Origin of the sequence: uncultured Agrobacterium sp. (assembly GCF_913777885.1) — a bacterium.
GTDB lineage: Bacteria > Pseudomonadota > Alphaproteobacteria > Rhizobiales > Rhizobiaceae > Agrobacterium.
Genome location: NZ_CAJYTV010000008.1, coordinates 149127 through 173654 on the forward strand (window position 1 = coordinate 149127; position 24528 = coordinate 173654).

25 protein-coding genes are annotated in these 24528 nt (G+C 58.6%); 14 read left to right on the forward strand and 11 right to left on the reverse strand.

Annotated features, from left to right (window positions below; all coding sequences use genetic code 11):
• Window positions 1–288: 288 nt before the first annotated feature.
• Window positions 289–648: a response regulator gene (locus tag QZ869_RS06260; RefSeq protein ID WP_062427616.1), complete on the reverse strand. Its 360-nt coding sequence runs from the start codon at window positions 646–648 to the stop codon at window positions 289–291.
• Between the two features lie 149 nt (window positions 649–797).
• Between QZ869_RS06260 and QZ869_RS06265 the strand changes: the two genes are divergently transcribed.
• Entirely contained in the window at window positions 798–1262 is a 465-nt protein-coding gene (locus QZ869_RS06265) for a group III truncated hemoglobin (RefSeq protein ID WP_296018052.1), read from the forward strand.
• A gap of 145 nt (window positions 1263–1407) precedes the next feature.
• Entirely contained in the window at window positions 1408–2511 is a 1104-nt protein-coding gene (locus tag QZ869_RS06270) for a TRAP transporter substrate-binding protein (RefSeq protein WP_296018054.1), read from the forward strand.
• Between the two features lie 121 nt (window positions 2512–2632).
• On the opposite strand, the gene katG is transcribed toward QZ869_RS06270, so the two are convergent.
• Window positions 2633–4816, reverse strand: a complete 2184-nt coding sequence (katG, locus tag QZ869_RS06275) for a catalase/peroxidase HPI (RefSeq protein WP_296103314.1) — start codon at window positions 4814–4816, stop codon at window positions 2633–2635.
• 388 nt (window positions 4817–5204) lie between these two features.
• On the opposite strand from katG, the gene QZ869_RS06280 reads away from it, so the two are divergent.
• From QZ869_RS06280 to QZ869_RS06305, 6 genes are all read left to right on the forward strand, one after another.
• The gene (locus QZ869_RS06280) at window positions 5205–5990 is read left to right on the forward strand and encodes an amino acid ABC transporter substrate-binding protein (RefSeq protein ID WP_296039347.1); all 786 of its coding nucleotides are present in this window, start codon (window positions 5205–5207) and stop codon (window positions 5988–5990) included.
• Between the two features lie 111 nt (window positions 5991–6101).
• On the forward strand, window positions 6102–6782 hold the full coding sequence (locus tag QZ869_RS06285) for an amino acid ABC transporter permease (protein ID WP_296018060.1): 681 nt from the start codon (window positions 6102–6104) through the stop codon (window positions 6780–6782).
• The gene (locus tag QZ869_RS06290) at window positions 6779–7537 is read left to right on the forward strand and encodes an amino acid ABC transporter ATP-binding protein (protein WP_296103317.1); all 759 of its coding nucleotides are present in this window, start codon (window positions 6779–6781) and stop codon (window positions 7535–7537) included. The genes QZ869_RS06285 and QZ869_RS06290 overlap by 4 nt, the downstream gene beginning before the upstream one ends.
• A 197-nt stretch (window positions 7538–7734) precedes the next feature.
• Window positions 7735–8292, forward strand: coding sequence for a TetR/AcrR family transcriptional regulator (locus QZ869_RS06295; RefSeq protein ID WP_296018064.1), 558 nt, complete (start codon window positions 7735–7737; stop codon window positions 8290–8292).
• Window positions 8293–8381: 89 nt separating this feature from the next.
• Window positions 8382–9515 carry an efflux RND transporter periplasmic adaptor subunit gene (locus QZ869_RS06300; RefSeq protein ID WP_296103636.1) on the forward strand — a complete coding sequence of 378 codons (1134 nt, stop codon included), beginning with the start codon at window positions 8382–8384 and terminating at the stop codon, window positions 9513–9515.
• A 9-nt stretch (window positions 9516–9524) separates the two neighbouring features.
• Complete coding sequence (locus tag QZ869_RS06305; protein ID WP_296103320.1) at window positions 9525–12680, forward strand: efflux RND transporter permease subunit; 3156 nt, start codon at window positions 9525–9527, stop codon at window positions 12678–12680.
• 78 nt (window positions 12681–12758) lie between these two features.
• Here QZ869_RS06305 and QZ869_RS06310 read toward each other — a convergent pair whose 3' ends face one another.
• Window positions 12759–13292, reverse strand: coding sequence for a gamma-glutamylcyclotransferase (locus QZ869_RS06310; protein ID WP_112953097.1), 534 nt, complete (start codon window positions 13290–13292; stop codon window positions 12759–12761).
• A gap of 48 nt (window positions 13293–13340) precedes the next feature.
• Between QZ869_RS06310 and QZ869_RS06315 the strand changes: the two genes are divergently transcribed.
• Both QZ869_RS06315 and QZ869_RS06320 read left to right on the forward strand, forming a co-directional pair.
• The gene (locus QZ869_RS06315) at window positions 13341–14342 is read left to right on the forward strand and encodes a DUF2125 domain-containing protein (RefSeq protein ID WP_296103323.1); all 1002 of its coding nucleotides are present in this window, start codon (window positions 13341–13343) and stop codon (window positions 14340–14342) included.
• 88 nt (window positions 14343–14430) lie between these two features.
• Window positions 14431–15735, forward strand: coding sequence for a hypothetical protein (locus QZ869_RS06320; RefSeq protein ID WP_296103325.1), 1305 nt, complete (start codon window positions 14431–14433; stop codon window positions 15733–15735).
• A gap of 22 nt (window positions 15736–15757) precedes the next feature.
• Here QZ869_RS06320 and QZ869_RS06325 read toward each other — a convergent pair whose 3' ends face one another.
• The 6 genes from QZ869_RS06325 to QZ869_RS06350 form a co-directional block, all read right to left on the reverse strand.
• On the reverse strand, window positions 15758–16339 hold the full coding sequence (locus QZ869_RS06325; protein WP_296103327.1) for a hypothetical protein: 582 nt from the start codon (window positions 16337–16339) through the stop codon (window positions 15758–15760).
• Complete coding sequence (locus QZ869_RS06330) at window positions 16326–16889, reverse strand: hypothetical protein (RefSeq protein WP_296103329.1); 564 nt, start codon at window positions 16887–16889, stop codon at window positions 16326–16328. Before QZ869_RS06330 ends, QZ869_RS06325 begins: the two co-directional genes overlap by 14 nt.
• The gene (locus QZ869_RS06335; RefSeq protein WP_296103330.1) at window positions 16886–17482 is read right to left on the reverse strand and encodes a hypothetical protein; all 597 of its coding nucleotides are present in this window, start codon (window positions 17480–17482) and stop codon (window positions 16886–16888) included. Before QZ869_RS06335 ends, QZ869_RS06330 begins: the two co-directional genes overlap by 4 nt.
• A 112-nt stretch (window positions 17483–17594) precedes the next feature.
• Window positions 17595–18524 carry a prephenate/arogenate dehydrogenase family protein gene (locus QZ869_RS06340; protein WP_296103332.1) on the reverse strand — a complete coding sequence of 310 codons (930 nt, stop codon included), beginning with the start codon at window positions 18522–18524 and terminating at the stop codon, window positions 17595–17597.
• Window positions 18524–19630: a histidinol-phosphate transaminase gene (hisC, locus tag QZ869_RS06345; RefSeq protein ID WP_296103334.1), complete on the reverse strand. Its 1107-nt coding sequence runs from the start codon at window positions 19628–19630 to the stop codon at window positions 18524–18526. Before hisC ends, QZ869_RS06340 begins: the two co-directional genes overlap by 1 nt.
• An 83-nt stretch (window positions 19631–19713) precedes the next feature.
• On the reverse strand, window positions 19714–20487 hold the full coding sequence (locus QZ869_RS06350; protein WP_296018084.1) for a class I SAM-dependent methyltransferase: 774 nt from the start codon (window positions 20485–20487) through the stop codon (window positions 19714–19716).
• 101 nt (window positions 20488–20588) lie between these two features.
• On the opposite strand from QZ869_RS06350, the gene gloB reads away from it, so the two are divergent.
• Entirely contained in the window at window positions 20589–21359 is a 771-nt protein-coding gene (gene gloB, locus QZ869_RS06355) for a hydroxyacylglutathione hydrolase (protein WP_296103337.1), read from the forward strand.
• Window positions 21359–21790 (forward strand): cupin domain-containing protein, encoded by a 432-nt coding sequence (locus QZ869_RS06360; protein WP_296103339.1) that lies wholly within the window; start codon window positions 21359–21361, stop codon window positions 21788–21790. Before gloB ends, QZ869_RS06360 begins: the two co-directional genes overlap by 1 nt.
• Window positions 21791–21801: 11 nt before the next feature.
• Here the strand turns inward: QZ869_RS06360 and QZ869_RS06365 are convergent, their stop codons facing one another.
• Complete coding sequence (locus tag QZ869_RS06365) at window positions 21802–22575, reverse strand: DUF3108 domain-containing protein (RefSeq protein WP_296103341.1); 774 nt, start codon at window positions 22573–22575, stop codon at window positions 21802–21804.
• A gap of 251 nt (window positions 22576–22826) precedes the next feature.
• Here QZ869_RS06365 and rpmB point away from each other — a divergent pair, with 251 nt between their 5' ends.
• Both rpmB and QZ869_RS06375 read left to right on the forward strand, forming a co-directional pair.
• Window positions 22827–23117 (forward strand): 50S ribosomal protein L28, encoded by a 291-nt coding sequence (rpmB, locus tag QZ869_RS06370; RefSeq protein ID WP_296018092.1) that lies wholly within the window; start codon window positions 22827–22829, stop codon window positions 23115–23117.
• 193 nt (window positions 23118–23310) lie between these two features.
• A complete protein-coding gene (locus tag QZ869_RS06375) occupies window positions 23311–23946 on the forward strand; it encodes a queuosine precursor transporter (RefSeq protein ID WP_296018094.1) in 636 nt (211 codons plus the stop codon).
• Between the two features lie 103 nt (window positions 23947–24049).
• Here QZ869_RS06375 and QZ869_RS06380 read toward each other — a convergent pair whose 3' ends face one another.
• The gene (locus tag QZ869_RS06380; protein ID WP_296080154.1) at window positions 24050–24526 is read right to left on the reverse strand and encodes an FUSC family protein; all 477 of its coding nucleotides are present in this window, start codon (window positions 24524–24526) and stop codon (window positions 24050–24052) included.
• Between the last annotated feature and the right edge of the window lie 2 nt (window positions 24527–24528).

A 24528-nucleotide genomic window follows, 5' to 3' on the forward strand; every position in this document is an offset into this window, starting at 1 on the left:
TTGCCGGCCTGCCCGCTTTCGGCACAGATCGGAACGTTGGGATTGGAGCCCCCGTAAGCGGCAGACCCCTTTTTCGACATCGTACGTTTTGGATTTGCAGATGCCGTCAAGCCTTGGCGAACATTATCGCCTCGGCTTCCTTGACAAGGATATGGTGGGTGTTTTCATGCCTTTAAAGAGCGTGCGGCAACTGCGCATGCAAAAATCTGCGGCCTGTAAAAAGGCAAAGAGCGAGAGCCGCAGAAGCGACAGGTTCAAGAACCCGTCGCGCGCAAAGTGGTTTATGTGTCAGGCTGCGAGAGCGCGGGCTACGGCAAGACGGATGTCCGGCAATGCGAAGGGTTTGGGAACCACATCAATGATCTTGGTGACGAGATCGTCAGCGCGTTCACGCTGTTCGGCGTAGCCAGTCATCAGCAGGATCTTGAGGTTGGGATATTGTGTGGAGGCGCGATGGGCCAGTTCGATACCGTCCATGACAGGCATACGGATATCGGACAGCAGAAGATCGAAATCCTGCTCGCTCAATTTTTCAAACCCTTGTTCGCCATCGGCGGCTTCATGGGTTTCATGTCCATCCAGGCGAAGCGCCCGGGCCACGAATGTACGCAGAGCGTCTTCGTCTTCGGTAATCAGAATTCTGGCCATCTTCCATTGCTCCTGGTATTCATTCCAGCGAGCCCAAACTCGGTCATTTCCCTTTGCAATAAGTAAATGACGGCGAGGCCACCGGTGGCATGGTTAACAACCCATGCCATATTTGCGTTCCACCCAATCCGAGGCAGAACCGATAACTGATGAGTGAAGACCTGCAAGCAAGAGCCGCACACAGCATGGCAATGCAACAACGTGCGCAAGAGGACATGGCTCGCATGGGTATCGACGTCGCGTTCATCTCCCAGCTGGTCGAGACTTTCTATATGCGTGTCCGCGAGCATGAAGCGCTGGGACCGGTCTTCGACAATAAGCTTGCCGGTCGCTGGCCGGAGCACATGGAAAAGATGAAGAGCTTCTGGTCTTCCGTAGCCTTCAAGTCGGGCGCCTATGGTGGAAAACCGGTCCAGGCGCATGTGGGTGTCAGCGGCATGAGCGCCGATCTCTTTCCTCAATGGCTGACACTGTTTTCACAGACGCTGGATGAGATCGCACCTACGTCAGAAGCGCATTGTTGGTTCATGCAGACCGCTGAGCGCATCGCCAGAAGCCTGACCCTTTCCCTCTTCTACAACCCCGCCCTCGACGACCCCGCACGCAAATCCTGACGGATCGCTGATCTCAACCTGCGGTTACCCGAGGCTGGCCGAAATATCACCACTATTGTCTTGAAGGCTGCAATCGGACGTGGTTATTACATCGGCGGGAGGCGTACCAAGCGGTTCGCCGAAGCTTCAGTCAAGGCAATCAGTAATGGATCGCAGATCGTTTATCAGAAATGCAGGCGCTGCAGGCGCAGGCGTCACCGCAGCAGCACTCGCCGCACCCGCAATCGCGCAGGAAAACCCGCAGATCACATGGCGCATGACCTCTTCCTTTACCAAGGGGCTGGATATTCTCTTCGGCGCGGGGCAGCTGGTTGCTGACCATGTAAAGGAAGCTTCAGGCGGCAAGTTCGTCATCCAGCATTTCGCTGGCGGCGAGATCGTCCCGGCCCTCCAGGCAGCAGATGCAGTCAGCGCTGGTACGGTCGAGATGGCCCATACCTGCTCCTACTATTATGTTGGCAAAGATCCGACATTCGCGCTCGGCACCGCAATTCCATTCGGCCTCAATGCCCGCCAGACCAATGCCTGGTTCAATCAGGGCGGCGGCAATGACCTGCTGAACGCGTTTCTTGCCAAGCACAACATCTACTCCATCCTGCTCGGCAATACCGGCGCACAGATGGGTGGCTGGTTCCGCAAGGAAATCAACACCATCGATGACCTGAAAGGTCTGAAGATGCGCATCGCCGGTCTCGCCGGTCAGGTGATGCAGAAGGTGGGCGTTACACCACAGCAGATCGCCGGCGGTGATGTCTACGCAGCTCTTGAAAAAGGCACGATCGACGCAACCGAGTTCGTCGGCCCCTATGACGATCAAAAGCTCGGATTCTACAAGGTCGCAAAGTATTATTACTATCCGGCCTGGTGGGAGGGCGGCCCTGCGGTTCACGCCTTTATCAATCTGGAGAAGTTTAATGGCCTTCCGGAAAACTACAAACGCATTTTGAGAGACGCCTGCGCCGCCGGCAACGCCTATATGCTGGAGCGTTACGACACGCAGAACCCGAAGGCTCTGAAAGAGCTTGTGGCTCAAGGCGCAATCCTCCGTCCCTTCAGCCAGGAAATCCTTGATGTCTGCCACAAGGCAGCGGTTGAGACATATGCTGGTATCTCAGCGGTCAATGCAGACTTCAAGGCGATCTACGAAAGCCAGCAGGCCTTCAAGAAGGATGCCTATCTCTGGGCACAGATCGCTGAATATACCTATGACACCTACATGATGATCCAGCAGCGCAACGGCACGCTCTAAGCGTTATCTGGGCAGAACTACGAAGCCATCCGACGCGTGCGGATGGCTTTTTCCTTTTTCAGAACAAACGAAAAGGGGCGCGACTTTCATCGCGCCCCTTCATATGTCCTGTCTTCTGAATTCAGACGAGATCGAAGCGGTCGGCGTTCATCACCTTGTTCCAGGCGGCAACGAAGTCCTTGGCGAACTTCTGACCGGCATCGGCAGAGGCATAGACCTCGGCGAAGGCGCGCAGCTGCGAATGCGAACCGAAGATCAGATCGACGCGGGTACCCGTCCACTTGACCTCGTTGGTGTTCCGATCGCGGCCCTCGTAAATGCCCTTTTCTCCAGCGACCGGCGCCCACTGGGTGCTCATGTCGAGAAGGTTGACGAAGAAGTCGTTCGTGAGAACTTCGGGACGATCGGTGAAGACGCCATGTTCCGGCTTGCCGGCGTTGAGAACACGAAGGCCACCCAAGAGCGCCGTCATTTCAGGACCGGTCAGGGTCAACAGGTGCGCACGGTCGATCAGTGCTTCCTCCGCCTTCATGAACTGGTGGCGCTTCTCGTTGACGTAGTTGCGGAAGCCATCGATGCGTGGCTCGAGTGCGGCGAAGGAGGCAACATCGGTCTGCTCCTGCGAGGCATCGGCGCGGCCAGGCGTGAAAGGTACGGTTACATCCTGTCCGCCAGCCTTCGCGGCCTTCTCGATTCCGGCAGCACCTGCCAGCACGATGAGATCGGCAAGCGATATCTGCTTGCCGCCCGTCTGAGCCGCGTCGAAGTCACGCTGGACGCCTTCCAGAACAGACAGAACCTTTGCCAGCTGCTCAGGCTGGTTGGCCTCCCAGTTCTTCTGCGGCTCCAGGCGAATGCGTGCGCCATTGGCACCGCCACGCTTGTCCGAACCACGGAAGGACGAAGCAGACGCCCAGGCAGTGGAAACCAATTCCTGAACCGAAAGACCGGTCGCCAGAACTTTTGCTTTCAACTCGGCAATGTCCTGATCGTCGATCAGCGGATGGTCGACGGCTGGAACGACGTCCTGCCAGATCAGGTCTTCGGCGGGAACCTCCGGACCAAGGTAGCGAACCTTCGGACCCATGTCGCGATGGGTCAGCTTGAACCATGCGCGAGCGAAAGCATCGGCAAACTGTTCCGGATGCTCCAGGAAGCGACGCGAAATCTTTTCATATTCCGGGTCGAAACGCAGCGACAGATCCGTCGTCAGCATGGTTGGCAGCTTCTTCTTCGACGGATCGAACGCATCGGGAATAGACGGCTCTGCATTCTTCGCCACCCACTGCTTTGCACCAGCCGGGCTCGTGGTCAGTTCCCACTCGAAACCAAAGAGGTTTTCGAAGAAGAAGTTGCTCCATTGGGTCGGCGTCTGCGTCCAGGTCACTTCCGGTCCGCCGGTAATGGCATCCTTGCCGACGCCGGTGCCGAACTTGCTCTTCCAGCCGAGACCCTGGTCTTCAAGCGCGCCACCTTCCGGCTCTGCGCCGATCAGCGACGGGTCGCCGGCACCATGCGTCTTGCCGAAGGTGTGGCCGCCTGCAATGAGCGCCACCGTTTCTTCGTCGTTCATCGCCATGCGGGCAAAGGTCTCGCGGATATCGCGGGCTGCGGCAACCGGATCCGGATTGCCGTTCGGGCCTTCCGGGTTGACGTAGATGAGACCCATCTGCACCGCGCCGAGCGGTTCGGAGAGCTGGCGCTCGCCGCTATAGCGCTCATCGCCGAGCCATGTGCCTTCCGGACCCCAATAGAGCTCTTCCGGCTCCCAGACGTCTGCGCGACCGCCGGCGAAACCGAAGGTCTTGAAGCCCATGGATTCGAGCGCGACATTGCCCGTCAGGATCATCAGGTCGGCCCAGGAAATCTTGTTGCCGTATTTCTGCTTGATCGGCCACAGAAGGCGGCGCGCCTTGTCGAGGTTGGCATTGTCCGGCCAGCTGTTGAGCGGCGCAAAACGCTGCTGGCCCATGCCGGCACCGCCGCGACCATCGGTGATGCGGTAAGTACCGGCGCTGTGCCAGGCCATGCGCACGAAGAGACCGCCGTAATGACCGAAGTCGGCTGGCCACCAATCCTGCGAATCCGTCATCAGCGCATGAAGATCGCTCTTTACGGCATCAAGGTCGAGGGACTTGAACGCTTCCGCGTAGTCGAAGTCCTTGCCCATCGGGTCAGACAGGCTGGAATGCTGGTGAAGCTTCTGGATATCCAGCTGATCGGGCCACCAGTCACGATTGCCTCTTCCACGCGGGGAAGAGTGTGCGACGGGACATTTGCCCGCGCTGGCGTTGGGATTGTCCATGATGTTCTCCTGCTTTGCTAAATCAAATCATCAAATTCAATGAGGAGCGGTTGCGGAAATAATATGACCCGCCTTTCGTCGCGCTATCATCCCATCTTCCTGGCTTGAGCCAGCGCGGCGCTCCTCGCGGTCCATGTCTTAGCCAATAGATGTGATAGTTTTAAGTTGGATTTACCGATTGCGTTGATAGGAAATTGTTATCGACACCGTCTGTAACTGCGACTGGGCGGTATTGTCTGTGCATGTCGCAACGAGATGGAAAAATGCAGCAAAAATATTCTCCACCGCCGCATCTTTTTGAATGTTTCTGCCGTTTAATGCGTCACGCTTTATGGGATGAGACATCAACCGGAGCGATGTTATCCGGAACACAGGGAAAGGAATACCAATGGGCTTGTTCAAAACAATCGTGACGACGGCTGTAACCACGGTTGCGCTGCACGCCGTAATGATCTCTCCTTCTGCAGCAGGAGAAAACCTCGATCAGATCAAGTCCTCCGGCGTCATCAAGATCGGCACCGAAGGTACCTATGCTCCCTTCACATTCCACGACGCCAGCGGCAAGCTTGTCGGTTTCGATGTCGAGGTTGGCCAGGCCGTTGCCGAGAAGCTTGGGGTGAAGCCGGAATTCATCGAAGGCAAGTGGGATGGCCTGATCGCTGGTCTTGATTCCAAGCGCTATGATGCCGTCATCAATCAGGTTGGCATTACAGAGGCGCGCAAGCAGAAATACGCCTTCTCCGAGCCTTACATTGCCTCGAAAGCCGTGCTGATCGTCAGCGACAAGAACACCGACATCAAGGGCTTCGCTGACCTGAAGGGCAAGAAGTCGGCACAGTCCCTGACGAGTAACTTCGGCAAGCTTGCCACCGAAGCGGGGGCTGACCTCGTCGGCACGGATGGCTTCGACCAGTCCATCCAGCTGGTTCTGACCGGCCGCGCCGATGCGACCGTCAATGACAGCCTGTCCTTCCTGGATTTCAAGAAGAAGCAGCCGCAGGCCCCGGTGAAGATCGTGGCTGAAAAGCCGGATGCCGACTACTCGGGCATCATCGTCCGCAAGGGCGATGATGAACTGGTTGCCGCAATCAACAAGGCGCTCGCAGACATCAAGGCTGATGGCACCTACAAGAAGATTTCCGACACCTATTTCGGTCAGGACGTCTCCAAGTAAGCGCTTTCTAAATAGCGGACGCGCCGCATCTGCTATATTCTGCTAACATTGATCATTCACAGACGAAGTCCGGCCAGCGCCGGGCTTCCTTTTTGTTTTGAGGGTTTCTTCGTGCCGCACTGGCTGCAATTGATGATGGATTCACTTCCCACGCTTCTGTGGGCCGGGGTGAAGTTCACGATACCGCTGACCCTGCTATCCTTTGTCCTCGGCCTGGCACTTGGGCTTGCAACCGCGGTCGCGCGGCTGTTCGGGCCGACACCGATTGCTCTGCTCGCCCGCTTTTATGTCTGGGTGATCCGAGGCACGCCGCTTCTCGTGCAGCTTTTCGTTATCTTCTACGGTCTGCCGAGCATCGGCATTCTTCTCGATGCATTTCCCGCAGCGCTTATCGGCTTCACGCTGAATGTCGGCGCCTATACGTCCGAGATTATTCGTGCCGCTATTTCGTCCGTGCCGAAAGGACAGTGGGAAGCCGCCTTCTCCACCGGCATGAGCTGGCGCCAGGCCATGCAGCGCACGATCCTGCCGCAGGCTGGACGCGTTGCGGTTCCACCTCTGTCGAACACCTTTATCTCGCTGGTCAAGGATACCTCGCTTGCGGCAGCCATCACCGTGCCGGAACTGTTTCAATCCGCCCAGCGCATCGTCGCTACGACCTACGAGCCGTTGATCCTCTATATCGAAGCAGCCCTCATCTATCTTGCGCTGAGCTCCGTTCTGTCAGCTCTTCAGGCGCGACTTGAGACCCGCTTTGCACGATATGGCGGCATGATGGAGAGCAACCGATGATCGAACTTAACAACATCGAAAAGCGCTTCGGCGATGCGGTTATCCTCAAGGACATCTCACTCAGCTTTCCAGAGGGCAGCGTGACGGCCCTTGTCGGTCCTTCGGGCGGCGGCAAGAGCACGCTTTTGCGCTGCATCAACCTGCTTGAACTGCCAACCGAAGGCATGGTACGCATCGGCGCGGACAGTGTCTCCTTCCAGCAGGGTCGCAAGGTTGCCTGGCAGGACATTCAGAAGATCCGCCGCCAGACAGGCATGGTATTTCAGAACTTCCAGCTCTTCCCGCACAGAACCGCGATCGAGAATGTCATGGAAGGCCTGCTCGTCGTGCAGAAGTGGCCGATGGAAAAGGCGCGTGCGAGAGCGATGGAGCTTTTGACAAAGGTTGGCATGGCGCACAAGGCGGATGCCTGGCCTGCGAACCTTTCCGGTGGCCAACAGCAGCGCGTCGCCATTGCCCGCGCTCTCGCTCCCTCGCCGAAGGTCCTACTCTGCGACGAACCTACTTCAGCGCTCGATCCGGAATTGTCAGCCGAAGTGGTCGAGGTACTGGGGCAATTAGCGCATGAAGGCACCACCATGGTCATGGCAACCCATGATCTTCGACTTGCCTCGACGATCGCTGGCCTTGTCGTGTTCCTGGAAGCCGGAAAGGTGGTTGAGACCGGCACCTCCGACGCCATTTTCCGCAGCCCGCAACAAGAAAGGACTCGTCGCTTCGTTTCCTCCATCAATGCGGCTCAAACACTCTCTTGATGCTCAACTCTGCGTGATAGCAAGGCAAAGGCGAATATACGGAAGCCGCGCATATTGAGAGATTCCTGTCCATAAGCCATTATATTCTCAGCCACATTAGAATTGTATTCTCTTCCACATCTTCCGCTTGAGCGGGTATCAAAAACTGCTTGATTTTAAAAACGAACGTTCGTACTTAAATTTTCAAAGGACGTTCCATGGCTAGAACCCGTAAAATCAGCACCGACGATATTCTTGATGCCGCCGAGCGTGTTGTCATGCGGGACGGCGCGGCGGGCCTTTCTATCGACGCGGTGGCGCAGGAGGCCGGTGTCAGCAAGTCGCGCGTGGTCTACGACCACAAGTCCAAAAGTGCGCTTCTGGAAGCTCTGATTGACCGGCACATGTCTGCCGAGGAAACGCGCATCCGCGAAGCCGTCGGCTCGCACAGCGAGGCCCCTCATCCCGAGCTTTTTGGCCGGATCAGCCTTGCAGAAGAGGCCCCGGACGATATCGATCGAGCCGTGTGTCTTGCCATTTCCGCCGCGATGTCGAGCGAGGAAAATGTTCATGAGCGCATGCGGGGATGGACGAAGGCCGACCTTGAAGCCATGAAAGTCGGGCCGCGTCCGAAAGCGGCTCTTCTCGCCTACCTTGCCCTGACGGGTCTCTGTTGCATGGAACTGTTTGATTTCCACCGTTGGGAGACCAGCGAGAGACACAACATCCTCGACGGCATCAAAGACATCTACGCTTCCCTACCCGATAAAAAATGACGATCGCTCGATAGCGATGAAGACGAGGACTTTATAAAATGCTGAGCAGAAAAGCTTTGCCACGCCTTGCAAGCCTGTTCCTTGGCGGCATGATCATGCTGTCGGGACCGTCGCTGCACGCGCAGGAAGGTGGCATGCAGATGCCGCCGCCTGCGGTCGGCGTTCTTGAGTTGAAGACCCGCGCCGTGCCCGTGGTAAACGAGCTGCCGGGTCGGGTCGCCGCAACGCGTGTGGCGGAAGTGCGCGCCCGCGTTTCCGGTATTCTTCTGGAGCGCGTCTTCCAGCAGGGGACGCTGGTGCAGAAGGACGATGTCCTCTATCGCATCGATCCAAAGCTCTTCAAGGTTCGAGTGGAAAGTGCCCAGGCGGCGCTCCAGCGCGCCCAGGCAACGCAGGCCAATGCCCGCCAGCAGCTTGAACGCCAGAAGACGCTGCGCGAGCGCAATGTCGCGACCGGCATCGAGTACGACACCGCCGCTGTAAACCTGGCGCAGGCGGATGCCGATGTCGCACTTCAGCAGGCAGCACTCGATGAAGCCAAGATCAATCTAGACTATACCGAAGTTCGTGCGCCCATCACCGGCATCATCGGTGCGGCACTTGTGACCGAAGGCGCGCTGGTAACGGCGGATGGAACCCAGAACCTTGCGCTCATCCAGCAGATCGATCCCATCTACGCCGACTTCACGCAGTCGGCGCAGGACATGCTGGCGCTGAAGCGCGCTGTCGAAGATGGCAAGCTCGCAAGCCCCGCACCGGATCAGGCCAGCGTGCGTCTCGTCTTCGATGACGGCACCGTCTATGCAGATGCCGGCCGCCTGCTCTTTGCCAGCGCCAGCGTCGATGCCACCACCGGTCAGGTGACGCTGCGTGCGGAATTCCCCAACGCCAAGCGCAACCTTCTGCCCGGCATGTATGTGCGCGTGCGCATCGAACAGGCCGTGCGCCAGGACGCCATCACAATTCCCCAGCGCGCCGTTCTTCGCAACGCCGAGGGCAAGCCCATGGTCTATATCGCCAAGGATGACGGCACTGCCGAAGCCCGCCCGATAGAGCTTGGGCAGGCTCTCGACACCGAGTGGGTTGTCGAGAAGGGCCTGTCAGCGGGTGAGAAGATCATCGTCGATGGCGTGCAGAAAGTTCAGCCGGGCGGCAAGATCGCTGCAGAACCCTGGCAGCAGCAACAGCCTGACGAAGCCGCAGCGCAAGCGCCGAAGCAGTAAGGTCACCTCATGGCACAGCTATTCATCAGACGGCCGATCCTTGCCTGGGTCTTTGCGCTTTTCATCTCGATTGCCGGCATTATCGCCATCCCCTTCCTGCCGATTGCGCAGTATCCGAAGGTGGCGCCGCCGCAGCTGACGATCTCCACCAGCTATCCCGGCGCCTCGCCGCAGGAAATCTATCAAGGCGTGACCCGTCTCATTGAAGACGAGTTGAACGGTGTCGAAGGCCTGATGTACTTCGAATCGACGTCGGATACGTCGGGTCAGGTCTCGATCAACGCCACGTTCGAAGCCGGAACCAACATCAACCAGGCATCGGTCGATGTGCAGAACGCCATTCGCCGTGTAGAAGCCCGCCTTCCAAGAGCCGTCGCCTCTCAGGGCGTGACCGTTGAAGAAGCCTCCTCCGGCTTCCTCATGTTCATTACGCTTACCTCCACCGATGGCACGATGGACGAGGTGGGGCTTGGCGACTATCTCAACCGCAACGTTCTGGGTGAACTGCGCCGTATCGATGGGGTCGGCCGTGCGCAGCTCTTCTCTGCCCAGCGCGCCATGCGCGTTTGGATCGACGCCGACAAACTCGTTGGTCTCAACCTGACGGCCGCCGATATCAACAACGCGATTACCGCCCAAAACGCTCAGGTCGCCGCCGGTCAGATCGGCGCCGCCCCTAACCCCGTGTCCCAGGATCTGACGGCGACGGTTCTCGTCAAGGGTCAGCTGACAGACACGAAGGAATTCGGCAACATCGTTCTTCGCGCCAATCCGGATGGCAGTTCGGTCCGCTTGAAGGACGTCGCCCGCATCGAACTCGGTGCGGAGACCTACAACTTCTCGAGCCGTCTGAACGGCCAGCCAAGCGCTGCCGTCGGTATCCAGCTATCATCGACCGGCAACGCGGTCGCCACCTCGAAAGCGGTGACGGCCAAGCTTGAGGAGCTTTCCCGCTTCTTCCCGTCAGGCGTTGCCTATAGCGTTCCCTATGATACCAGCCCGTTCGTTTCGGCGTCGATCGAGAAGGTGCTTCATACGCTGGTCGAAGCCATTATCCTTGTCTTCGTGGTGATGTTCGTCTTCCTCCAGAACTTCCGCTACACCGTCATCCCGACATTGGTTGTTCCGGTAGCGCTGCTCGGCACCTGCGCCATCATGTATGCGACAGGCTTCTCCATCAACGTGCTAACGATGTTCGCCATGGTGCTTGCCATCGGCATTCTCGTCGATGACGCCATCGTCGTGGTCGAGAACGTCGAGCGCATCATGGCCGAAGAGGGTCTGTCGCCGAAAGCCGCCACGCAGAAAGCCATGCGCCAGATCACCGGCGCCATTCTCGGTATTACGCTGGTTCTCGCCTGCGTCTTCATTCCGATGGCATTCTTCCCCGGATCGACGGGTATCATCTACCGCCAGTTCAGCTTGACCATGGTGGTGTCGATCCTGTTCTCCGCCTTCCTCGCCCTGTCGCTGACCCCAGCGCTTTGCGCCACTTTCCTGAAGCCTATCCCCAAGGGGCATCATGAAAAGCGCGGAATTGGCGGCTGGTTCAACCGCAAGTTCGACAGCCTGACGAATGGCTATACGAAGACAGCAACGGCCACTGCCAAGCGAGCAGGCCGGATGATGGTGATCTACCTGGCGCTGGTCGCCGGTCTCGGCTACCTCTTCATTAGCCTGCCAAGCGCCTTCGTCCCGGATGAGGACCAGGGCTTCCTGATCGTCGATATCCAGGGTCCGCCAGAGGCCAGCGCAAACCGTACGCTCGCCTCCATCAAGCAGATCGAGACCATCTTCAAGGCGGATCCTGCCGTGAAGGACATCGTCGCGATCCAGGGCTTCAGCTTCTCCGGTAACGGCGCAAACGCTGCCCTTGCCTTCGTGACATTGAAGGACTGGAGCGAGCGTGGTGCAGGCAATTCGGCGCAGGATATCGCCAACCGTGCCAACATGAAGCTCTTCGGCCTCAAGGATGCGACGACCTTTGCGCTTTCGCCTCCGCCCATTGAAGGCTTCGGCACGTCCGGCGGCTTCTCCTTCCGCCTGCAGGACCGAAACGGCATCGGCCAGGCGGCCCTTTCTGCCGCAGCAGCAGAACTGATGCAGAAGGCCGGCAAAAGCCCGATCCTCACCGGCATGCGTATTGAAGGTCTGCCGGATGCGGCCCAGGTGCTGCTGGTGATCGACCGCGAAAAAGCCAACACCTTCGGTGTGACATTCGCGGACATCAACAACACCATCACTGCCAATCTCGGTTCGTCCTACATCAACGACTTCCCCAATGCCGGTCGTATGCAGCGTGTCATCGTGCAGGCACAGGATCGCGACCGTCTTCAGGTGGAAGATCTGCTGAAGCTCAATGTCCGCAACGCAAGCGGCGGCATGGTGCCCCTGAGTTCCTTTGCAATCGCCCAGTGGCAAAAGGGTTCTCCGCAGGTGGTTGGCTACAACGGCTATCCGACGATCCGTATCGCCGGCGCTCCGGCGCCCGGCAATTCCACTGGCGCCGCCATCACCGAGATGGAACGCATCGCCTCGGAACTTCCGGCCGGTATCGGCTACGAATGGACGGGCCAGGCGCTTGAGGAGATCAAGTCGGGCTCGCAGGCACCATTCCTGTTTGGCCTCAGCATTCTCTTCGTCTTCCTGCTTCTTGCGGGTCTATACGAAAGCTGGTCCATTCCGCTCTCGGTCATGCTGGTCGTGCCGCTCGGCATCATCGGCTCGGTGCTGGCCGTCATGGTTCGGGATATGCCGAACGACATCTACTTCAAGGTGGGTCTGATTGCCATCATCGGCCTGTCGGCAAAGAACGCGATCCTGATCGTCGAATTTGCCAAGGATTATTATGCGGAAGGCAAGTCACTGCTGGATTCGGCGGTACAGGCTGCACGCGTCCGCTTCCGCCCGATCATCATGACCTCGCTTGCCTTCACGCTCGGCGTCGTACCGCTGGCGATCGCGACCGGCCCTAGTGCGGCAAGCCAGAACGCTATCGGCACCGGCGTTTTGGGCGGCATGATCTCGGCTACAATTCTTGCCGTCTTCTTCGTGCCCGCCTTCTTCGTCTTCGTCCTGACGCTGATGCGAACCAAGCGGCCTGTAGCGGAGCATGACGAACACCGCGAGGCACCGCCACCGGCGTCCGAAGCGCATTCATCCTGACGAAGATTGAAACACAAACGCCGCGGATCGAAATATCCGCGGCGTTTTATTGTCCGATCGTGCAAATCCCGGTTGGAACTACGTCGCTTCGGCTCCATCCCCAACATGAGCAGCGATCTTTTCCAGAAGTGCATCGCGAATGCCGATGGCCTTCAGATGCTCCACCGTGTTGAAGACATAATCGGCATTGGGTCCGGAACTGCCTTCAGCCGTGCGGATGATCGAGGCGGCATCATCCACCTCCAGTCCACCGACATATTGCGGGTGGCAAGGGTCTGCCACGTAGGTCAGCGCGTTCAGCCGTCGACCGTCCTCAAGGCTCACCATGATCAGGCGCTCCTTGTAGACATTCGTCACCAGTTCTCGCTCTCGCAGGTAATCGAGCACGGGCTTGCGGCCCGACGCCTTGACCCGGAAAGCCACGCCAAGGCAGGAGCCGCCGCGCTCAAGACCCAGCACCAGACCCGGTCTTTCCTCCGTCCCGCGGTAATGGTTGGAGCGAATGCAGAGCGCTCGCCTGTAGCCGAACAACCGCGCCCTCTGACGCTCCTCAAACGGGAAGCCGGGGTTCCACATCAGCGAACCGTAGCCAAAGACCCAAAAATCGTCCATATCGCACGCCAAATCACTATTCGAAGCCGCTCAGCATTGGAGATCATCATGGCAACGTCAAGCCAATCCCGCACAGGCAGAAAATTCCTTTTTCTCGGGCTCGGCATCGTGCTTGTCATCGCCATCTACACGGCTGGCTGGTTTTATGCGGCCAAGCGGCTGGAAGAGACTGTGATCAAGGCCATCGCGCCGGGCGGCACCTCCAGCATTCAGGGCGAATGCACCGATATGGCCTTTCGCGGTTATCCCTTCCGCATCGGCCTCTTTTGCTCAAAAGTAAATGTCGAAGATAAAAAAACAGGTGTTACGACATCCTTCGGCGCTCTGCGCTCGGCGGCACAGGTCTACGCGCCGGGCCATATCGTCTGGGAGCTGGATTCGCCAGCTGAAATTCGCACACCGCATGGGCTGACCGTTTCGGCGCAATGGGCGGATTTACAATCAAGCCTCGTGACCAAGCTGAAGGGCATCGATCGCACCTCGCTGGTTATTGATGGGTTGAAGGCGCAGGCTGTCTCTTCCGTCACCAACCAGACCATCGACTTCGATGCAGCAAAGACCGAAGTCCATCTTCGCCAGAACGGTGCTGATCTCGACGGTGCCATAACATTGAACGACGCTGCGACAGTCGTTCAAGGCTGGCCGCAGATTCTGCCACGCCTTAACGCCATCGCCGACGTGACGCTTGCGGGCAAGGCCGGCATGATCGACGGCAGCGACACGACCGGGCTTTACGGCGCAAGCGGCGAGCTACGCCGCGTCATGCTCGATATTGGCGAAGGTCGCATCATGCGTATCAGCGGCCCGTTTGCCTTTGACGATCAGGGTTATCTGTCGGGCAAATTCAAGCTGGAAATCGAAAAGCTGGGCGACTGGGCCGACAATGCCAAGCAGGCCTTTCCTCAGCTTCAATCGACCATCGACACCGCCCGCAAGCTTCTCGGCGCACTGGCTGGCGGCGGCGACCGCACATCCGTCGATCTCGTGGTCGATCGCGGCCGCGCCACCGTCAGCGGCTTCATTCCACTCGGCAAAATTCCGCCGATCTGACAAACCAACAGAGCACGACCGGCTCCCGTCATACCGATTGATGGGCGCAGGTCAAAGTGTCCGGTTTGAAACACACGCTGATAGGCAGATGCAGCAATCTCTGGAGTCGATAAAGCCGTCTGAAACCAACCCGCTGCGTGACTGCGCGGCGGCTCTGCATCTGACGCTCATGCTCTTTGCACGCTTCTGGCCGCAACTCATGGCGCTGTGGTTGATCGGCTTCTCGGGAGGCCTCGCGCTGACTAATCTCGCCGCTCTCGTTGGTCGGTGGAATGCACTGGCGGGCCTGTGTCTGTTATCGCTGGTCGTCCTCTTAAAGTTGGTCATCATCGTCGCGCTGTTCGAGACAGTCCGGCGTGGGCTTCCAACGCTCCACGCCGCTTCCGCTCAGAATGATCGGGGCGCGACAGAGCCGGGCGTGGCCAGGAAGACGAACTTCGTCACCGCGCTGGCACTAACGCTCGTTCCCTTCTTCGCCTTCTATGCCGCCTGGGGTTTCCTCGCCGACACGCTGCGAGATTATGCAAGGCTCTCCTTCGACCTCTTGCTGTCAGGCGAAACCGCAAAGCTGCTGGAGGTCACGGGTGGCGCCTGGCTCGTCGTTTCCGTCGCGATTGCCTGGGCCATCAGACGCTTTGCGAAATTCATGAGCAAGCGATCGAAGTCGCCCTTATGGCCGATAGTCATCGTTATCTGCGAAGCGAACTGGGCATTCATCGGTATCTTTGTCATTTCCACTTGGCAGGACGACATTCGCAACTGGTTCACGCATCTGCCGGACGTCATCGGCAACCTCTTGACGATGCTGGACCCAGTACCCGGCGCCATCGCGCAGGATCTCGCTGCGCCCGCTGAGTTTGCCGACACCTCATTCAGCCAACGTCTACAATCTGTCTTCCTCTATGCGCTCTATCCGGCTGTCTGGCTGACGATCGCAGCACTTATCTATGGCTACGATATCAATGGCGAACATCCGCTGCCGGCCCGCGGTCTTTCTGCCGCAATCTCCAGATGGCAAGCGCTACCGAAGTTTTTGCAGGACTTCGTCGCTCACTTCATCGCGGGCACGTTGAAGCGCTACCGAACCCTGGCGGAAGGCGTTGGGCTGGCGCTCAGCTCCGGTTTCGCTTTGACCCTTTGTGCCATTCTCTCCTACCGCCTGCTCGATTTCGGCTCGGGATGGGCATGGTTTGGGATCTCAAGATGGATCGGTCCGCAGGAAACGGCGCTCTGGCCAGTCATCGCACAATGGATCTCCTTGCTTTTCGGCACGCCCAGCGATCCCGGGGAGGGACTGCTGGTCTCACCTCTGAAAATCTGCGTGCTTGCCGCCACGCTCGAAATCGGCTTTGCGCGAGGCCGTGAATGGCGGGCACGCACGCTGGACGTCTAGGCCTGCTTTCGTCTGAGTGTCCCTATCGCGCACCTAGACGAAGCGGAATGGAAAGTGCGGTGGGGCGGGACGGGGCGAAACTGATGCGCGCCGAAAGCCGACCTGCAACCGGCGCAGGCACGAGGAATTTCTCCTCGATCAAGGTGTTTTCGCCTTTTGAAAGCGGTGTCAGCGAGGCGAGGCCGCAGCCATTGATCGGTGTTGCCTTCGGATCGAGTTCGCGACTGACATTATTGGACAGTGTGACATCCAGCGGCAACCACCGGCGTCCTTCGCCATCGACCAGACTGATCTGACACTGGGACCAATCTTCCCCGATGTCTTTCACCGCCGTTGCGCTCAGCCGAAGGATGACCAGCCGTCGTTCCCCGGGAAGCCGAAGCGGCGTATCCTTGCCATCGCCCAGCAGACGCGCCGCCTCAACCTGCCATAGCGCTCCGGCGTAGATGCGATCGCCTGCGTTGCCGACGATCTCAATTTCACTACGGCGTTGATATTCCTGAAAGCTGCGCCAGGCGCTCAGCGAGAAAGCCAGCACCACCAGGGCAGGCAGGCTGATAAACGAAATCCACCACAATGTGCGTTCGCGATCAGCGCCCATCATTGCCGATCTCCAATGCCGCTTGGGAGACAATCTTGTCCGCATCAATAGCGATATCGAGCTGGTCGCTGAGTTGCGGGAAATATTGCCTGGCCAAGAGTAGCGACATTCGTGAGGTCTCCGCCTCCGGCAACTCGAAAACGAATATGCCAGACGTCGGCAAGCTAGGTTGGATGGTCTTGGTCGACAGGGCGCCCGGCACACCGTCCACCCGCGTAGACTGCCTGTATGAGCGGCCGGATGCGCCGACGATTGTCGCGGCCTGGAGGGGCAAGGTCTCGGCCGATGCAGCAGCGTCCACTGCGACGACAAGCCAGACACCCGAGGTGCTGCGCTCCACCTTCCGTCCGAAGCTCTCATAAGAGAGCAACTTGGCCTTGCGAACCTGGGAGACTTTACCACTGAACGCGCGCCCGGAGACCGTTTCCCCCGCATGTCCGCGCGTGACGATCGGACCTGTCAGCATGGCGTAGGATGGCGTCGTTTCCTTCAGCGCTATCAGGGCGCCCACCGAAAGTGCGACGAGAGCGCAGTAAAAGACCGCGCGGATCATGGTGCTTTCTCGACGGATGCGCCACCGGACAATGGTAGGACGACCCTCGCGACGGGGCCTTTCGCAAACCAACCTGGTGCCGCATAGAGGTTATCGCGCGGACGAAAAGCCTCACCCTGAACCGAGAGGTCGAGTGAAGATGGCACCGGACCATCGGCGGGAAGTTCCCACACGGCTGTAACCATCTCTGGCATCACCGGCTGCAAGTCGCCCAGCAGGTCACGATCCCGATCGAGATAGAACGCCGGTCGCGGTGCATCCTTAATGTTGTCGAGCTTGATAAGGTCGCCATAGATGTTTGAGCTTTCTGCGGACAGGTTCTCAAGGCGCATTTCGACAGCAACTGCCTGTTTCCTGGGCGTGACCTTCAGCCCGTTCGGCGTGAGCGCGATGCTACGAGCAGATTCCAGCGCCACTTGCCAACGCCCGGCATCGATAGTCTTTTTAGCTTCCACCACCGGGACAAGCTCGCTCTCGCGCCGCTCATACATGGAATAACCAAGCGACAGGCCAGCGGCAACAAGACCGCCCGCCCCTGCAATCAGTTTCCGCAGACGCCCTCTTCGAGCCTGTGTTTCAGTGTTCCCCACCATTGCCGATCAGCGATACCCGCCCTTGTGAAGTCTACTCCAACATCCGCTGAAGACGCGAACCCAAAGTCTTCAACGCAATTCAGGCCCAAGAATGACGCCGGAAATGCAGATCCTATTTCTTCTGGTCAAGCGTATGACGGCCGAAGTCCGGCGCATCGACGTCCTGGCCTGCCTGCACGATGGAGCGGCGAATATCGCGGGTGCGGGAAAAAAGTTCAAAAAGCTTGTCGCCCTCGCCCCAGCGGATCGCACGCTGCAGATAAGCAAGATCCTCCGAAAACCGTGCCAACATTTCAAGGATCGCATCCTTGTTGTGCAGGCAGATATCGCGCCACATGGTGGGGTCGGACGCAGCCAATCGGGTGAAGTCGCGAAAGCCGGAGGCCGAATATTTGATGACTTCCGATTCCGTCACCGTCGAAAGATCGTCCGCCGTGCCAACGATATTGTAGGCGATGATGTGGGGAAGATGCGAGACGATCGCCAGCACCTTGTCATGGTGCTCTGGGCCCATCTCATCGACCCGTGAGCCGAGCGCCAACCAGAAGCCTTTCAGACGATCAAGAGCTTCAGCATCCGTACCCGGCAGCGGCGTGAAGATGCACCAGCGATCACGGAAGAGACCAGCAAAACCGGCATCCGGGCCGGACTTTTCCGTACCCGCCAGCGGGTGGCCGGGAATGAAGTGAACATGCTCAGGCATATGCGGCGCCATCTGGGCAATCACGGATGCCTTCGTCGATCCGACATCGGTCACGATCGCGCCTGCCTTCAAATGCGGTGCGATCTGCTTTGCCACCTCTTCGGATGCGCCAACGGGAACCGACACGATGATGAGATCGGCGTCCCTCACCGCATCGGCGACCGAAACGGTATAAGAGGTGCCGAGTTTCAGTTCCTCAGCACGCTTCAGCGTTTCTTCCCGGCGTGTGGAGACGACGACCTCGCGCGCAAGTCCAAGTTCCTTGATATCGCGGGCAATCGACGAGCCGATGAGGCCAATGCCGATCAGCGCGATGCGTTCGAACAGAATGCCTTCCATCACGCCTGACCCATAAACTCTTTGAGCGCTGCGATGACGCCGAGGTTCGCCTCTTCCGAGCCGACTGTCATGCGAAGAGCATTGGCAAAGCCATAACCACGCACAGCACGTAAGATATAGCCACGGCGGCTCAGGAATTCGTCGGCATCGGCTGCGCGCTTGCCGTCCTCATCTGGGAAATGAATGAGAACGAAGTTGGTAACCGACGGCGTGACCTTCAGGCCGAGTTCGGTAAAGACCGAGGTCAATCTGTCAAGCCACAGCAGGTTATGCGCAACGGCCTGCTGCATGAAGGCCTGATCGCGAATGGCTGCAGCGCCAGCGGCAATGGCAGGCGCGTTCATGTTGAACGGACCACGCACACGATTCAGCGCATCGATGATGGCAGCCGGGGCATACATCCAGCCGACGCGCAGCGCTGCCAGACCATAGACCTTGGAGAAAGTGCGGGTCATGACGACGTTGGCATTGCCGGAAACCAGCTCAAGGCCGGCTTCGTAATCATTCTTGCGCACATATTCGGCGTAAGCCGCGTCAAGAACCAGAATGACGTTCTTTGGCAGGGTGGCCTGGAGACGGCGGATTTCCGAGACGGGAACATAAGTGCCGGTCGGATTGCCAGGATTGGCGATGAACACCATCTTCGTGTTCGGTGTCACCGCATCGAGGATCGCGTCGACATTGACCGTGCAGTCGGTTTCTTTCACGGTGATTGGCTTGGCACCCGCACCCATGATCTGGATCTTGTAGACGAGAAAGCCATGCTCGGTGATGATCGCCTCGTCACCCGCGCCGAGATAGACATGGCAGAGCAGGCCGAGCAGTTCATCGGAGCCATTGCCGCAGATAATGTTGGCCGGGTTCAAGCCGTGCACATCGGCGATCGCCTGGCGCAGCGCCACCGCCTGACCGTCCGGGTAGATTTCCAGATTGGAGGCCGCCGCCTTGAACGCCTCGATGGCGTTGGGACTGGCGCCAAGCGGCGTTTCGTTGGAGGAGAGCTTATAGACCTTCGCAACACCATCCACATGCTCCTTGCCCGGAACATAGGCGGCGATGTCCAGTATGCCTGGACGCGGAACAGGTTGGTTAAGCTCTGCACTCATTTCATCGACCTTCGAAAAAGCGCCGGGAAATCCGGCCTGACAATGCCGAAGGCATTAGACTGGAAGCAGCCCGTTGTCGAGTATCAGCGCGGCTTTTGCTGTTTCCGACCCTGCGTCAATGTGGTTCGGGTACTAGGCACGCCTTGCGGCGCCAGTACCGGGACGAAGACGCGGCGGGACGCACGCTGAGTCACCGGAAGACCCTGATAGAGCCGCTTTTGCGCCTCGACTATGATGACGCCGGAAAAGACCGGCCATAGCCTGCGCCCGATCGTCTCCATGTAGCGGCGAAACTTCAACACGGACCGCACCTTGGACGGCGGGAAGAACAGCGCTTCGGCAGAGGCGCCAGGGGTAAAGTTCGTTTCGCGCAGAAGGGCCGTCAACTGGCTGCGGGAATAGGGGCGTCCGGAACCGAAGGGCGTATGCTCCATGCGCGCCCAAACGCCACGCCGATTGGGCACCACGATAACCAGACGGCCGCCGGGCGCCAAAACGCGCCAGAGTTCCTTGAGAGCCTCGCGCGGATTTTCGACGAATTCCAGCGAGTGGATCATCAACACGCGGTCGATCGAGGAATCGGGCAGCGGCAGTTCCTCGTCGAAGACAAGAGCTGTGGAGGAGAGTTCGCCCGCCGGCCAGTTCACCGCGCCCTGCCCTGCGGGCATGAAGGCAAAGGTGCGTTCGGTGTCGTGGCGGAACCGATCGAGAAACGGCACCGCATAGCCGAGCCCGACGAGGCGCTCATCCGGAAGCGTCGGCCACAGCGTCGACAGCGCCATGGTGATCGCCTGTTCGGCAGAACGGCCAAGCGGGGAATGATAAAATTCGCGCAGATCGACGATATCGGTGTTCATCGCTGGAATGTAGCGGGTCGCGAAAGGACTTCAAGCTTGGACTTCAAGCGCGTGTCACCTAAATAGAAGAGACAGGTTTATTGCGAGATAGGGAGCCGACCATGAAGCCGCTGGATATCGAAGTCTTTCCATGCCGAAGTGACAATTTTGGTGTGCTGCTGCATGACAGCGAAAGCGGAACGACGATTTCCATCGACGCGCCAGAGGAAGCGCCGATTCTGGACACTCTCAATCGCCGCGGCTGGCAGTTGACCCACATCTTCACAACCCACCACCATCAGGATCACGTGGATGCCAACCTGGCTTTGAAAGAGCGCTTCCACTGCGAAATCCGGGGGCCGCATGACGAGGCGGTTGCCATTCCCGGTCTCGACAAGACCGCTGCCGACGGCGATGAATTCGAGATTGCCGGGCGTCGCGTGCAGATCATCTCCACGCCGGGACATACCGCCGGACATATCTGCTACTATCTTCCAGATGACGGCCTGCTCTTTGCCGCAGACACGCTGTTTGCCATGGGCTGTGGGCGCCTGTTCGAGCGCCCAGCCGCCGATATGTGGCACTCTTTCCGAAAGCTTATGGCGCTCCCGGATGACACCCAAGTCTACTTCGGTCACGAATATACGCTCTCCAACGCCCGCTTTGCTGTGACGGTCGATCCCGAGAACGAAGCACTGACGCGCCGCCTGAGTGAAGTCGAAGCATTGCGCAGCGAGGGCCGCTTCACCATTCCGACGACGATAGCGCTCGAGAAGCAGACCAACCCCTATATGCGCGTGGCTGACGCCAGCATTCGTGCTCATCTTGGCTTGGAAGGTGCGACTGACGAGGATGTCTTTGCTGAGATCAGAGCCCGCAAGGACAAGTTCTGATGGCGGTAGAACAATCCGCTGCTGCCATCATCGCCGCACTCAATCTGGAGCCGCATCCCGAAGGTGGCTTTTATCGCCAGACGTTTCGCGATCCCGATGGCCCGGAGCGCGGTCATTCGACGGCGATCTATTATCTGCTCGAAAAGGGCCAGCGATCGCACTGGCACAAGGTGATCGACGCGGTTGAAATCTGGCACTATTACGCCGGCTCAGCCCTATCGCTTCATGTGTGCGAAGATGGAAAGAATGTCTCGACCGTGCGGCTTGGGCCAGCGGTGCTGGACGGTGAACAACCGCAGGCGATCGTGCCGGCAAACTGGTGGCAGGCAGCGGAAAGCCTTGGCGAGTTCACCCTCGTTGGCTGCACCGTCGCACCCGGCTTCGTTTTCGACAGCTTTGTCATGGCAGAGCCCGGCTGGGCACCGGGTTAATCGCCTGCCCGTCAGCCGCCATACTTTGTCGCAGTGATATAGACCTGACCGACCTTTGTCGGGATCCGGGCATAGACCGGCGCATAGAGATCCATGCTGCTGGCCTTGGCGAACCAAACCTCCATGGAGATCGACTTCAGATATTCGATATCCTTGCGGCCCTTGCGGAAGCCGGATTTCGGAACATAGCGCATGTTGCAGACGACAGCATCGCCTGAGAAGCCATTGGTCTTGAACGGTTTCGTTCCACTGGAACTCAGCACCAGATCGAGACGCGACTCACCATCATAGATCGGCAACCGGCTGGGGCAGATACGGCCGCCAACCGGGAAGATCAGGCCGGAAATCGGATCGAGCACGGAACGAAGATCGCGATCCTTCACGTCCACCCAATTGTCCGGCCGCGCCTTAGGTGCCGGATTGACGGTCGTGGAGGTGACGTTGCCATTCCGATACTGCACATCATAGGTGCGGGTGCGCTTGCCGTCCTTATACACCAGCGAATATTCGTTGGCCTGCATGCGGTTGCCGCGCTTGGCGCCAGAGACAGTCGTCTTGCCGGAAATATCCTTGAGCACGCTGGCAATGCCCGCCGAACTGAAAGAGCCGGAAATCGAGTATGTCGAGCCGTTCATCTTCGTCGAAAAGTTGGCGCGCGCGATCGGCAACGGTCCGAGCGCGATTGAGTATTCGCTGTCATGGCGCGATTCGGCGGCCAATGCGGGCGTAAGGCCGCAAAGCAAGAGCGCTGTCACGGCAAAAAGTCTTTGTGAATGGACGATCATAGAGATATCACCTCGGCAACGGCGAAAGCCGTGCATTTCCGGCGATCATATACGCTGACTTGTGGCAATAAAAAAGCGGGAGCCACAGCAAAACCGGTGAAATCGCGCACAAAAAGGCGCGAGCGGCTTGACTGCACGGACGGCTCTGACTATAGAACCGCAACTTTCCAATCATCGGCTGTTGGATTGCGAACCGGATTTTGCCGGAGAGCAGACTGATAGTCTTACAGTGACAACGAATAGGTGTACCCATGTCCCGTGTATGCGAATTGACCGGCAAGGGCGTCCAGACGGGCAACAACGTCAGCCACGCCAATAACAGAACCAAGCGCCGGTTCCTCCCGAACCTTTGCCAGGTTACTCTGATTTCCGATTCTCTCGGCCAGCGTTTCCGTCTGCGCGTTTCCGCAGCCGCTCTTCGCTCCGTTGAACATCGTGGCGGCCTCGATGCCTTCCTTTTGAAGTCTGACGAAAACGAGCTCTCGATGCGCGCCCGCCTGCTGCGTCGCCAGATCGCAAAGAAGACCGCTGAAGCCGCTTAATAGCCGCTCAAACGTCTATCCTTTTCAAAAGGCTTGAATGGCTCTGCCGCTCAAGCCTTTTGTCTGTTTTAGGGGTAGCGGATGCCTTTGCGTCCAGCTTCCCTGTTTTTCGCGCAAGGCTGCATCGCTGTTTGAGACGGCTCGCCGCTTGCATATGTTCGCTCCAACTGGTGGCATCACCCAGGATAAAAAAATGCCTTATCTGCGCCAAACATTTATCTATGTGCTGCTGATGACCCTCGTCGTCGTCGCATCGAATATTCTCGTTCAGTATCCGCTGTCCGGCACGCTCTTCGGCATCAATCTTGGTGATCTTCTCACCTGGGGTGCTTTCACCTACCCTGTCGCCTTTCTGGTCACGGATCTGACCAATCGGCAGTTCGGCCCCTCCATTGCGCGTCGCGTCGTGCTGGCCGGCTTCATCGTTGGCGTCACGCTATCCTTCTGGACCTCGCTGCCGCGGATCGCGATTGCTTCCGGCACCGCTTATCTGATCGGCCAGTTGCTCGACATTTCGGTGTTCAATCGTCTGCGTCGCCAAAGCTGGTGGCGTGCGCCGCTGGCAGGCTCCATGTTCGGCTCCGTACTCGATACCGTGCTGTTCTTCTCGATCGCCTTTGCAGCGAGCTTTGCCTTCATTGGTCCGAACGATGCCTTCGCCATCGAGAATGCGCCGATCCTTGGCATCTTCTCAACTGAAGCCCCGCGCTGGATCTCCTGGGCGCTCGGCGATCTGTCGGTGAAGGTTCTCGTCGGACTCGTCCTCTTGCTACCCTACGGCGCTCTGATGAACACGCTCAAACCCATGCCGCCAGCACGCTCGATCTAAGCCAACCGTCGCTACATAAAGTCTTGGATTTCGAAATAAAGCAGTGAAGGCTGATCGCCTCCGCTGCTTTATTTGATTTACAGCCAGCGGCGCCAGAAATGCTCTAAAACTTCAACCGCTCACGGAAGAACACGAGCGCGACGATGAGGCCTGTCGAGGCGCCGATCAGCACGTCGAGAAAACGGGCAAGGCCCGCGACCTGTGGCCCCATCAACAGCACAAGCATGGCTGATGCGCCGGCCTGTATCGGCACCACAGGCGCCATGCCGAAGGCAGCAGCGATCATCATGGCGACGAAGGTGGCTGACGCCATCCGGACCGCCGCAAGATCTGCCGGGATCATCAGCGCAAGCTCGCCCACCAGAATGCCGACGGTGACGCCAACAATCAGGCCTAAACCCTGACGGATCTGGCTTGGAATGCCCGGCGCCAGACAGATCAGCGCGCTGATCGCAGCGAAGACGGGCTGCTGATGGCCGAGCAAATATCGTGAGGCCCAGAACGCAAAAGCGGCAGCCAGGGCTGCCGCAAGTGCACGAGTGAATGCTGATTGGAGACGCTCGGCGATCTGCCTGAGCATAT

What these genes read in the sequence shown, in the direction of transcription:
- gloB (WP_296103337.1), top strand. Translation starts at nt 20,589, where the DNA reads ATGAAGCCGCTGGATATCGAAGTCTTTCCATGCCGAAGTGACAATTTT.
- QZ869_RS06295 (WP_296018064.1), top strand. Translation starts at nt 7,735, where the DNA reads ATGGCTAGAACCCGTAAAATCAGCACCGACGATATTCTTGATGCCGCC.
- QZ869_RS06325 (WP_296103327.1), bottom strand. Translation starts at nt 16,339, where the DNA reads ATGATGGGCGCTGATCGCGAACGCACATTGTGGTGGATTTCGTTTATC.
- QZ869_RS06375 (WP_296018094.1), top strand. Translation starts at nt 23,311, where the DNA reads ATGCCTTATCTGCGCCAAACATTTATCTATGTGCTGCTGATGACCCTC.
- QZ869_RS06315 (WP_296103323.1), top strand. Translation starts at nt 13,341, where the DNA reads ATGGCAACGTCAAGCCAATCCCGCACAGGCAGAAAATTCCTTTTTCTC.
- QZ869_RS06380 (WP_296080154.1), bottom strand. Translation starts at nt 24,526, where the DNA reads ATGCTCAGGCAGATCGCCGAGCGTCTCCAATCAGCATTCACTCGTGCA.
- QZ869_RS06265 (WP_296018052.1), top strand. Translation starts at nt 798, where the DNA reads ATGAGTGAAGACCTGCAAGCAAGAGCCGCACACAGCATGGCAATGCAA.
- QZ869_RS06350 (WP_296018084.1), bottom strand. Translation starts at nt 20,487, where the DNA reads ATGAACACCGATATCGTCGATCTGCGCGAATTTTATCATTCCCCGCTT.
- rpmB (WP_296018092.1), top strand. Translation starts at nt 22,827, where the DNA reads ATGTCCCGTGTATGCGAATTGACCGGCAAGGGCGTCCAGACGGGCAAC.
- hisC (WP_296103334.1), bottom strand. Translation starts at nt 19,630, where the DNA reads ATGAGTGCAGAGCTTAACCAACCTGTTCCGCGTCCAGGCATACTGGAC.
- QZ869_RS06290 (WP_296103317.1), top strand. Translation starts at nt 6,779, where the DNA reads ATGATCGAACTTAACAACATCGAAAAGCGCTTCGGCGATGCGGTTATC.
- QZ869_RS06330 (WP_296103329.1), bottom strand. Translation starts at nt 16,889, where the DNA reads ATGATCCGCGCGGTCTTTTACTGCGCTCTCGTCGCACTTTCGGTGGGC.
- QZ869_RS06360 (WP_296103339.1), top strand. Translation starts at nt 21,359, where the DNA reads ATGGCGGTAGAACAATCCGCTGCTGCCATCATCGCCGCACTCAATCTG.
- QZ869_RS06260 (WP_062427616.1), bottom strand. Translation starts at nt 648, where the DNA reads ATGGCCAGAATTCTGATTACCGAAGACGAAGACGCTCTGCGTACATTC.
- QZ869_RS06310 (WP_112953097.1), bottom strand. Translation starts at nt 13,292, where the DNA reads ATGGACGATTTTTGGGTCTTTGGCTACGGTTCGCTGATGTGGAACCCC.
- QZ869_RS06305 (WP_296103320.1), top strand. Translation starts at nt 9,525, where the DNA reads ATGGCACAGCTATTCATCAGACGGCCGATCCTTGCCTGGGTCTTTGCG.
- QZ869_RS06320 (WP_296103325.1), top strand. Translation starts at nt 14,431, where the DNA reads ATGCAGCAATCTCTGGAGTCGATAAAGCCGTCTGAAACCAACCCGCTG.
- QZ869_RS06335 (WP_296103330.1), bottom strand. Translation starts at nt 17,482, where the DNA reads ATGGTGGGGAACACTGAAACACAGGCTCGAAGAGGGCGTCTGCGGAAA.
- QZ869_RS06280 (WP_296039347.1), top strand. Translation starts at nt 5,205, where the DNA reads ATGGGCTTGTTCAAAACAATCGTGACGACGGCTGTAACCACGGTTGCG.
- QZ869_RS06340 (WP_296103332.1), bottom strand. Translation starts at nt 18,524, where the DNA reads ATGGAAGGCATTCTGTTCGAACGCATCGCGCTGATCGGCATTGGCCTC.
- QZ869_RS06300 (WP_296103636.1), top strand. Translation starts at nt 8,382, where the DNA reads ATGATCATGCTGTCGGGACCGTCGCTGCACGCGCAGGAAGGTGGCATG.
- katG (WP_296103314.1), bottom strand. Translation starts at nt 4,816, where the DNA reads ATGGACAATCCCAACGCCAGCGCGGGCAAATGTCCCGTCGCACACTCT.
- QZ869_RS06270 (WP_296018054.1), top strand. Translation starts at nt 1,408, where the DNA reads ATGGATCGCAGATCGTTTATCAGAAATGCAGGCGCTGCAGGCGCAGGC.
- QZ869_RS06365 (WP_296103341.1), bottom strand. Translation starts at nt 22,575, where the DNA reads ATGATCGTCCATTCACAAAGACTTTTTGCCGTGACAGCGCTCTTGCTT.